The sequence below is a fragment of the Chitinimonas sp. genome, assembly GCF_041904975.1.
In the GTDB taxonomy this organism is placed as follows: domain Bacteria; phylum Pseudomonadota; class Gammaproteobacteria; order Burkholderiales; family Chitinimonadaceae; genus Chitinimonas.
On sequence record NZ_JAYRLZ010000154.1, the window covers coordinates 1 to 9,916 of the forward strand.

The window sequence follows — 9,916 nt, forward strand, 5'->3', positions numbered from 1 at the left end:
TTGTCGTAAAAACCGTGGCAATTCCCGCCACAGGGGCGCAGGCGCCCCCGACTGCATCAGGCCTTAGCCTGCGCCACAACACTTCTTGTATTTCTTGCCGCTGCCGCAGGGGCAGGGGTCGTTGCGGCCCACCTTGGGCGCATCGCGAACTACCGGCTCCTGCTTGGGAGCATCGTCCTCATCCATCTCCTCGTCGTCCTCGTCCGGATGGAAACAGGTCCAACGGCTGATTTCGCCCAGGATATCCCGCGGATAGCCCCAGCCATGTGCCAGCTCGTCGGCCTGGCAAGTGGCCCAGTCGCGCTGCAAGCGCACCATGCAATCTTCCGGCTTGGTAAAGCTGTCGTCGATCAGGCCATCGTCGAACCAGGCCTGCACCGATTCAGCCAGCTCGCTGGCGCCGATTTCCTCCAGGGTGATCACCAGCTCGGACAGATGGTCGGTATCGGTTCCCTGTTCGGGCCGCAAGCCGCCATCCACCATGCGATCAGCCTCGCGCTCGCACTCGGTCTTCAGCCAGCTCAGCAAGGCCTCGCGCGGGTAGTCGCCCTCCAGCGCCCGCAGCGCCAGTGCACGCAAGGCAGCGGAGCGGCTCCACAGATAGCACGATGCATCGTTGGCCAGGGCCTGCAGCTGTACTTCTTCGCCGGCCGGGCAGGTGGCAGCCAGCGCGCGCGGCAGGCCTTCGGTCAGATGGTCACCGAGCAACTGTTCCAGCACTTCGCCATCGAGCCGGGCGATCGCCAGCAAGGGGGCAAAGGCCTCGGTGTCGCGCTGGGCGGCCAGCAAGTGCATGGCATACAGATGCAGCATCCAGCCTTCGTCATCATCGGTACGTGGCGTCGGGTCGCTGGCGCAGGCGGCCAGCTCGGCCAGCAATGGCGCGCGGCTGACTTGCGGGTGGGTCAATGCGGCGCTGAGCGCCTGTTCCGGGTAGCTGCCGGTGTAAAAGTTGAGATCGGTCAGCAGTTCATGCCAGTTCGGTGTCGTCATGGTTTTGGCCTTGGGTGTATCGGTAGCGGCGCTTGCCAGGCAGGCGCCGGAAAGTTGGCTGATTGAAGGTAGGCCGCGTCGTTGCGTTAAGGAAGCTCAGAACGAATCGAGTTTTCGACCCCCACCGCTTGTCCCGGGAGACCCGGGACTAACGCAAAAGTAGATAGATCATTGATTTCTCGCTGTTTCATCCCACCCCCTCCGCCCCCGCATAGCGCGGGGGAACCGCGCATTTGGCGCGTTAGGTGAGTCGTTCAGAGGTTTCCTAACCAAGCTGCCTGGTCTAGCTGGCCGGCCGCTGCTTGAAAAAGGTAATCGGCGACACCGGCACGCTGGAGGGCGGTGGTGCGTTGAAGATATGTTTTTTCATGGCACCGACCACATGCATCTCGCAGGGTTTGCAGTCAAAACGCAAGGTATAGGTTTCGTCGCCGGTCTTTAGTGTCATCGGTTCGGCCTTGACCTGGCCTTGCACGCCCTTGATCCCCTTGGCCTGCTTGGGGCACAGATTGTAGGAAAAACGCAGGCAGTGCTTGGTGATCATCAGGCTGACTTCGCCCGCCTCCTCGTGCGCCTCGTAGGCGCTGGCGATCAGCTGCACGCCATGGCGGGTATAGAACTGCCGCGCCGCCGCGTTATACACATTGGCCAGATAGCTGAGCGAGGTGTCCGGGTAAGCCACCGGCGGCTGGGCCTCCGGCTTGCGCGGCGGGCGCTGCCAGGCGGCGAGCCGGGCATTCTCCAGTCTGGCAATGGCAGCGCGGCGCAGGGCGTTGATGCTGGCCGCCGGCACGAACCAAGCCTGAGATGTGGCCAGCGTGATGTCTTCGGCATGGAAGATGGTATTGCCGAGCTTGCCCAGACTGTCGCGCAGGCTGGCCTGTGCTTTTTCCGGCTGTTGCGCCGGCTCAAGCGGCAGCATGGCCGACTCGCTGACGCTGATGCCATCTTCGTCGGTGAGGGTGAGCATCAATCTCTCCCCCTTCACCGAAGAGGGGGCGTCTTCCAGCTTCAGCCACACCGATACGCGGCGTTCGGCCGACTGCTTGGTCAGGGCCAGCTCCCAGGCGTGATCGCGATTGCGGCTGATATCGCAGCCGACCTTCAGCCCCGGCAAGTCGTTGATGCGCTCGTTCGGCCATACCCGCCAGCGCTCGCCGGACTCGCCTTTGCCGAGCTTCTCGACACGATTGGCCTGCAGGCCAACCACCTCGCGCTTGTGCATATAGTTGAGCCCGTCACCATTGGCCAGCGGCTCATTGGCATCCAGCTCGAACCAGTCCGGGCCGATGCGGCTGATGCTGCCCAAGCGGATACCGACATATTTCGGCGAATCGAAGGCACCGATATCGCCATGCTCGCGACCGTTGACGAAATAATCGGTATGGCCGCGGTGAAAATTCTTGTCGACATTCGGCGTAAAGAACACCTCGGTACGGCCGCTGGAGGCACGCGCCAGCTCGGGGCGCTGTTCCAGCAAGGCATCGAGCAACAACCGATAGTGGGCGGTGATGTTCTTCACATAGCCCATATCCTTGTAGCGACCTTCGATCTTGAAGCTGCGCACGCCGGCATCGACCAGGGCGGCCAGATTGGCGCTCTGGTCGTTATCCTTCATCGACAGCAGATGCTTGTCGTAAGCCACGACGCCGCCGCTGGCGTCGGTGAGCGTATAAGGCAAGCGGCAGGCCTGCGAGCAATCGCCACGGTTGGCACTGCGGCCATTATCGGCATGGCTGATATAGCACTGACCGGAGTAGGCAACGCACAGCGCGCCATGGATAAAGAATTCCAGCGTGGTATCGAGCGGCACCGCAGCACGCACAGCGCGGATCTTTTCAAGGGTCAGTTCGCGTGCCAGCACGATCTGGCTGAAACCCGATTCGGCCAGAAAGCGTGCTTTATCGGGTGTGCGGATATCGCACTGGGTGCTGGCATGCAGCTGGATAGGCGGAATATCCAGCTCCAGAATGCCCATATCCTGCACGATCATTGCATCGACCCCGGCGTCGTACAGCTGATGGATCAGCTGGCGCGCCGGCTCCAGCTCCGCATCATGCAAGATGGTATTGAGGGTGACGAAGATGCGGGCGCCGAAGCGATGGGAAAAGGTCACCAGTTCGGCGATCTCGCTTACCTCGTTGCAGGCATTGTGCCGCGCCCCGAAAGAGGGGCCGCCGATATACACCGCATCGGCGCCGTGCAGGATCGCTTCACGGCCGATTTCCACCGTTTTGGCGGGGGAAAGCAATTCCAGCTGATGGGGTAACAGGCTCATGGCAAATGCAGCATTGAAGAAAAGGGGCGGAAGTATAGCGGAATCAGAGGCTTAGCGAAGCAATGCCGATCCGGTTTCAAGCACTATGATTCAAGATCGGTTCAATAACGGGAATACTTTGCTTGCGTGGTCCGTGCGGGGTCGGTAGAAGACGTGCCGGGCATCAGGCCCTGTCGACGCGCTTGCAAGCTCTCATGAAAAACACCCGCATCCCCCCACCCTGGCGGCGCCCGCTGCTGATTACCTTGCTATCCCTGGGATTGGGCTGGGCGAATATCGCCCAGGCGGCCGATCCGGCGGCGGAGGTGGTATCCATCACCGGCCGCGGCGACTACCGCCTGCCACGCGCCGAGCAGTGGCTGCCAGCCAGCCTGCGCCTGCAACTGGCCGCCGAAAGCCTGGTGCGTACCGGCCCGGCCAGCAGCATGGGTTTATTGCTGGTCGATCAGGCGCAGATCAAGCTCGGCCAGAACAGCGTGTTCCAGTTGCGCGCCATCGCCAATGGCAATAGCGGCACTCGCATGTGGCTGCAACAGGGCAAAGCCTGGTCGCAGACCAAGAATGCCGGCCTCGGGCTCAGCATGGAAACACCCACCATGACCGCCGGCATCCATGGCACCGACTGGCTGATGGAAGTGGCCGAAGACGGCAGCAGCACCATTACCGTGCTGAGTGGCCTGGTATCGGTCAGCAATGCTTATGGCGCGGTCGAGGTGGGCAAGAATGAAACTGCAACCGCCCTGCCCGGCCAGGCGCCGGTCAAGCGCCAGCTGGTCAGCACTGCCGAGCGGGCGCAGTGGGTGACCAGTCATACCCTGCATGCAGCCGATTTCCCGGAATGGGCCAGCTTGCTCGGTAACGATTCCGACTGGCAAAACCGGGTTCCTGACTATCAAAACCGTCTCGCCACGCTGCGCCGTGACTCGCCCAGCGTGGCAGCCTGGCTGCTCGGTGCCGAGCTGGCTGCCTGGGCCGGCGACACCGCACAGGCGCGCGCCCTGCTTGCCGAAGGACAAACTCGCTATCCGAACGAACATCGCTTCGGCCTGTTGGCCGCCAAGCTGGCGCTCGGCGCGGGAGATGCCAAACAGGCGCGGCAGCTACTTGCCCAACAGCCGGATTCGTTCAACCGGGCGCTATTACTGGGCCAGCTTGCGCAGTTCGATGGCGAGGCCGGCGCTGCCGAAGCTGCCTACCAGCACGCCATCGCCTTGCAGCCCGATCGCGCCGAAGGCTGGCTGGGGCTGGGCACGGTGCGCGCCGAACGCGAACACTGGGCGGCCGCACGCAGCGATCTGGCACAAGCCAAGGCACGCGGTGCCAGCCAGGCCGCAGCGGAGCAGGCCTGGCTCGCCACCCTGGCCGATTTGCCGACCGAGGCGCAGGCACACTACCAAGCGGCCCTTGCCGCCAACCCGGCTGACTATGTTGCCTGGACTGGCCTGGGCGTGGCGCGGCTAAAAGCCGGCGATAACGCCGGCGCCCTCGATGCACTATTGCACGCCAATACCATCGAACCGCGTTATGCGCGATCCGAGCTGTATATGGGCGCGGCTTACTACCGTCTCGGCAAGATCAAAGCCGCGCAGGACACACTGACCCGCGCCGCCGAACTGGACCCGAACGACCCGCTGCCCTGGCGCTTCAAGGCGATGATCGCCCGCGACCAATGGCAGCCGGAACAGGCGCTTGCGGCCGACCGGCAGGCGTTGGCGCGCCAGTCACGCCTGCGCTCACTCAACCAGCTGGCGGTAGATAAGGCCGGCAGCGTCAGCCTGGGCGCCTCGCTATCCGACCTGGGGCTGGCTAACTGGGCGCAGCGCCTCGCTCAGGATGGCCTGTATGAATATTGGGGCGGCAGCCATCTGTTCCTCGCCAGCCAGTATCCAAGCGGCCCGAACCGGCAATCGGAACTGATGCAGGGCCTTTTGAGCGACCCGACTGCGCTGGGCGTCACCCGTGCGCGTCAATCCTTGCTGGTTAGACCCGGGGTGGATGGCGAGCTGGGCGTGTCGGCCTACCGCATTGCGGGTGGCGATGCGCGCGATGCCCATGCTGCTGTCAGCGGCTATCACAATGACTGGCGGCCTCTGGCATGGTTGGCCGACCTTGATTCTTCGCACTTTTCTCCAGGCGATAGTCAGCAAACCATCCAGCAAACCAACCTCACCGTCGGCCTGGGAGGCAAGCTGACACAAGAGTTTGGCCTGTTTGCCTATGGCAGTCGCCAGCGCTATGACCTCAGCACACCCGGTGCACAGCAGGCCGCTTCGAATCGCGCTGATACCGGCCTGAGTTGGCGTCTGGCCCCGCAGGATATGGCCTGGCTGAAAGCCGGTACCGGTGACACGACCAATGACCGGCAGAACCCGCAAGGTCGAAATGGCACGCAACGCACAACCATCAGCCAGCATGACGCGCAGTTGCGCCTAAGTCACACAGGAAGCTCCGGGTGGACTTTTTCCGCTGGCCTTGAGCACTGGCGGAATGAGACCTCGATCGAGACTCGTCTGAAACAACGCAACCCAGGAGAAACCAATATCCGCCACGATGATGATGGCGGCCAAATCTGGCTGTCGTTACATCAAGCCTCAGGCGCGCTGCAATGGCAGACCGACCTGGCTTGGCAGCGCTACCACAAGCAGTTTTCGCAGTTGGATCGCCTGATTTTCCCAAACGGGCGTCTGGTCGATGCGCGCTTCAACGCCGAACGCGATGAACAGGTGCTTTCCTCCAAGCTGGGTCTGCATTGGCAAACCGGCGATATTGGCCTGCGTGCCATTTGGCAGGACTGGCTGCGGCCATACAGCGACAGTAGTCTGATGCCCACTGCCACGGTCGGCACCCCCTTGGCTGACAACTATGTACTGGCTGGCGGACGGCAGCAGCGCGCACGCCTCCAGGCAGACTGGAAGTTAGATAGTGGTCTGATCAGCGCTTTTGGCGAACAACTGCGCGTCAGCAATATCAGCGTAACTGGGCGAGCAGATAACGATCAGCAAGCGCTGAGCGAACTGGATGCCTTGCAAACTGCACAGAACAGCAACTTTTCCAGTATCGAAACATTGGAACGGCCATCGATATTCATTCGTGGCCGGATACGCAATAGCGGACTGGAAGCGGACTATCTGCTGTCTTCCGCATGGTCGATCAGCGGCGGCTATCTGTATAGCGTCAGTGAAAACCTCGGTAGCGGTTTGCAATCCGGCGCGGGACTTGGCCTGCCCGGCGCCCCGCTGCCTTATATTCCACGCCATCGCGCCCGCCTGATGCTGACCTGGAACGATGCGCCATGGCGCGTGCAAGGCGAATTGCTGTGGCGTAGCGAGCGCAAAACTGCAGAAGGCGGCAGCGCAGTCCTGCCTGCCGGCTGGCAAAGTCGTGTGCATCTGCAATGGCGTAGTGACAGCGCGCGCTGGCTATTGGATAGTTACGCCCGCTACCAGGCCCATTCCGAACATCCTCTTGCCCTGGGTAGCACGCTAACCTGGAAGTTCTGATGCAATCTGGCATGACCCGGCTGAGCCAATGGCTACGCACTGCACAGGCCCTCGGCATTGGCCTGCTGGTGCTGCAGCTCGGCTGGGGACTGGAGCAGCTGAGCCCCTGGCGCAGCGCCATGCTCAAGGAATTCGATGTCCTGACCCGACTGACCGCGCCGTACGCCCAGCGCCTGCCCATCGTGATTGTCGGCATCGACGACAATTCGGTGCCGGTTATCGGCCAGCGCTGGCCCTGGCAACGGCGTCTGCATGCGCAGCTGATCGATGCGCTGACCCGACGCGGCGCCCAGCTGATCGCCTTTGACGTGATGTTCGACACTCCGAGCAACGAGGAAGACGACGCAGCCCTGGAGGCCGCCATCAAGCGCTCGGGCAAGGTGGTGCTGGCCACCGCCATCACCCGGGCCGATGGGCACTATGGCAGCGTGTGGGTCAAGCAAGACCCCTTGCCACGCTTCGTGGCCGCCGGCGCCGAAGTCGGGGCAATCAATATCAAGCTGGATGAGGATCAGGTACTGCGCCGCAAGCCACACGAGCCGGATGCGATGTGGCAAGTGCTGGGTCGCCGCATCAGTCGCGAGACCGGGCTGCGCTTTGACCCGGCGGGCGACTATCTGCGCTACCTTGGTCATCGGCAAACCTTTATCTACCTGTCCTATTACCAGGCGCTGGAGCCGGACAAATACCTGCCGAAATTCGACTTCCAGCATGCCCTGGTACTGGTGGGACGCACCAGCTTCAGCACCAGCGATGTCAGCGCCATCGAGCTGGATCAGCTGCAAACCCCGTTCACCCTGTTCGACCGCACCGCCATGCCCGGCGTGGAGTTTCACGCCAATCTGGTGGAAACGGGCTTCGATGATCGCCCGCTGCATGAAGTGCCCGCCTCCCTTCGCTACATCTTGCCTGTCGTCCTGGTGCTGTTGATGGTGATTGCGGGCTGGCGCCTTCACTTCAGGCCGATGCTGCTGGTGCTTGGCACCAGCTGGCTGGTGTTGCCGCTGGGCGGATATGCCTTGTTCAAGCATGGCGACTACTGGCTACCGGTTGCACCGGCCTTGTTGGGCTGCACCCTGACCTTTCTTGCGCTGGGCGGCTTGGTATTGCGGCGCGAATCAGCCGGCCGGCGCGCCATCCGCAGCATGTTTTCGCGCTATGTACCGGAGAACGTGGTCCACCAGCTGGTACACCAGCGCCATGGCCCCGAGCTCGGTGGCGAGCAGCAGCTGATCACCCTGATGTTTACCGACCTGGCCGGCTTTACCGACCTGGCGGAAGAGCTCAAACCGGCCGAAGTCGGCGCCCTGCTCAATGAATACTTCCTGCGCATGACCGACGAGGTTTTCGCCCACGATGGCACGCTGGACAAGTTTATCGGCGATGCAATCATGGCGTTCTGGGGTGCACCGCTGCGCGACGATGACCAGGCACGCAAGGCGGTGCTGTGTGCACGCGACATGCTGAGCGCCATGGCGCGCTTCAATGCCGAACGAAAACGTCAGGGCAAGGGGGCGCTGAGCATGCGCATCGGCCTGCATACCGGCATGGCCATTGTCGGCAATCTCGGCTCACCCAAACGCTTCAACTACACCGCCGTGGGCGATGCTGTGAATCTTGCCGCCCGGCTGGAAGGCGCAAACAAGTACTATGGCACCCCCGTGCTGTATAGCGAGGATACTGCCAGGTTGTCGGGCATTGCCGGGCATAGGCGCGTTGATACCGTGCGGGTGAAAGGCAAGCGTGTCGCCGTTACGCTGTTCACCCTGTGTGACGATACCGCACTGATTGCCGCCACCGACGCCGCCCATGCCGCCTACGCCAGTCGAATCTGGGGAGAGTCTCTGGCGCTGTGGCAGGGCATGGCCCAGCGCTGGCCCGATGACCCGGTTGCCCAGGTATTCATCGCCAGACTGGAAGTATTTCTGATCAATCCGCCGGCCATCCACTGGGATGGCGCCTGGCTACTGGATAGCAAGTAAGCGAGCTTTTGATGACCCGCGCATCATCCCGAATCCGTCGCCTGACCCACCCTTTGCACCTTGCGCTGTTGGCCTCATCTTTGGCACTGTGCGCCGCCACGCCGCAAATCGCCGCGCGTGGTTACACCTCGATGGCGCTCGATGCCAGCGGCAATCTGTATGGCTGGGGCGATAATGGCGACGGTCTGCTTGGCCGCTACGGCCGCAGCGACAAGCCACTCGCCATCAACCCGGCCATCGCGGTAGCACGCGGCTATACCGGCAGGGCACGCACTTTCCTGATCGACACCCTGGGCGGCTTGTGGGGCAGTGGCGCCAATAACATCGGCCAGCTCGGCGATGGCACTTTTTTCCTGCGCCGCTCCGGCTTGGTCAAGCTTGGCGAGCAATACCAGGATCTGGCGCTGGGCGCCAACCATACCCTGGCGATCAAACGCGATGGCAGCCTGTGGGCCTGGGGCGACAATAGCGCCGGCCAGCTGGGCAATGGTGCCAGCAGTGCCAGCGCCAAACCCGTAGCCCTTGGGCTCAGCAAGGTCAAGGCGGTTGCCGCCGGCAGCCAGCATAGCCTTGCCCTGCTGGAAGACGGCAGCCTGTGGGCCTGGGGCGACAATAGCTTTGGCCAGCTCGGCGATGGCAGCCAGACTGCCCACAGCACGCCGGTGCAAGTCGGTAGCGACTATGTGCAGATCGCCGCCGGCGACGATTTCTCGATGGCGCTGCGTGCCGATGGCACTTTACTCGCCTGGGGCGCCAACCAGCGCGGTCAGCTGGGTGACGGCAACAAGCTTCCCCGTGCCAAACCGGTGCAGATAGCCGGCAGCTACCGGCAGATAGCCGCAGCCGGCCAGGCCAGCTTTGCTATCAGTACCAGCGGGAAGTTAACCGCCTGGGGTAGCAATACCGCAGATCCGATTGCGCCTGCTGCCGGTGTAACCCTGGCACAAAGCACCATCGGCCTGGCCGTCAACGACCAGTTCGTTCTGCTGCAAAAAGGCGATGGCTCGCTCTACAGCATCGACCGTAACGATCAGGCTCCCAGCAATGGCGGCGGCATTGTGCCTTCGGTGCTGGCCACCACACCGGTCGCGCTGGCGGGTGAGATCAAATCCTTCGCCGCTGGCGGCGGCCAGGCCTTGCTGGTGAAAAAGGATGGCAGCAGC

5 protein-coding genes are annotated in these 9,916 nt (G+C 62.6%); 3 read left to right on the top strand and 2 right to left on the bottom strand.

The window, feature by feature from the left end; translation table 11 throughout:
* Nucleotides 1–63 precede the first annotated feature (63 nt).
* Together ACE3OH_RS14185 and ACE3OH_RS14190 are read right to left on the bottom strand one after the other, a co-directional pair.
* On the bottom strand, nt 64–993 hold the full coding sequence (locus ACE3OH_RS14185; RefSeq protein ID WP_374354056.1) for a DUF1186 domain-containing protein: 930 nt from the start codon (nt 991–993) through the stop codon (nt 64–66).
* A gap of 283 nt (nt 994–1,276) precedes the next feature.
* Nucleotides 1,277–3,271, bottom strand: coding sequence for a U32 family peptidase (locus ACE3OH_RS14190; protein ID WP_374354059.1), 1,995 nt, complete (start codon nt 3,269–3,271; stop codon nt 1,277–1,279).
* A gap of 194 nt (nt 3,272–3,465) precedes the next feature.
* Here ACE3OH_RS14190 and ACE3OH_RS14195 point away from each other — a divergent pair, with 194 nt between their 5' ends.
* The 3 genes from ACE3OH_RS14195 to ACE3OH_RS14205 form a co-directional block, all read left to right on the top strand.
* Nucleotides 3,466–6,771 (top strand): tetratricopeptide repeat protein, encoded by a 3,306-nt coding sequence (locus ACE3OH_RS14195; RefSeq protein WP_374354062.1) that lies wholly within the window; start codon nt 3,466–3,468, stop codon nt 6,769–6,771.
* Complete coding sequence (locus tag ACE3OH_RS14200) at nt 6,771–8,753, top strand: CHASE2 domain-containing protein (RefSeq protein WP_374354065.1); 1,983 nt, start codon at nt 6,771–6,773, stop codon at nt 8,751–8,753. Before ACE3OH_RS14195 ends, ACE3OH_RS14200 begins: the two co-directional genes overlap by 1 nt.
* An 11-nt stretch (nt 8,754–8,764) precedes the next feature.
* The coding region (locus tag ACE3OH_RS14205) for an RCC1 domain-containing protein (protein WP_374354068.1) at nt 8,765–9,916 on the top strand (1,152 nt) is incomplete at its 3' end.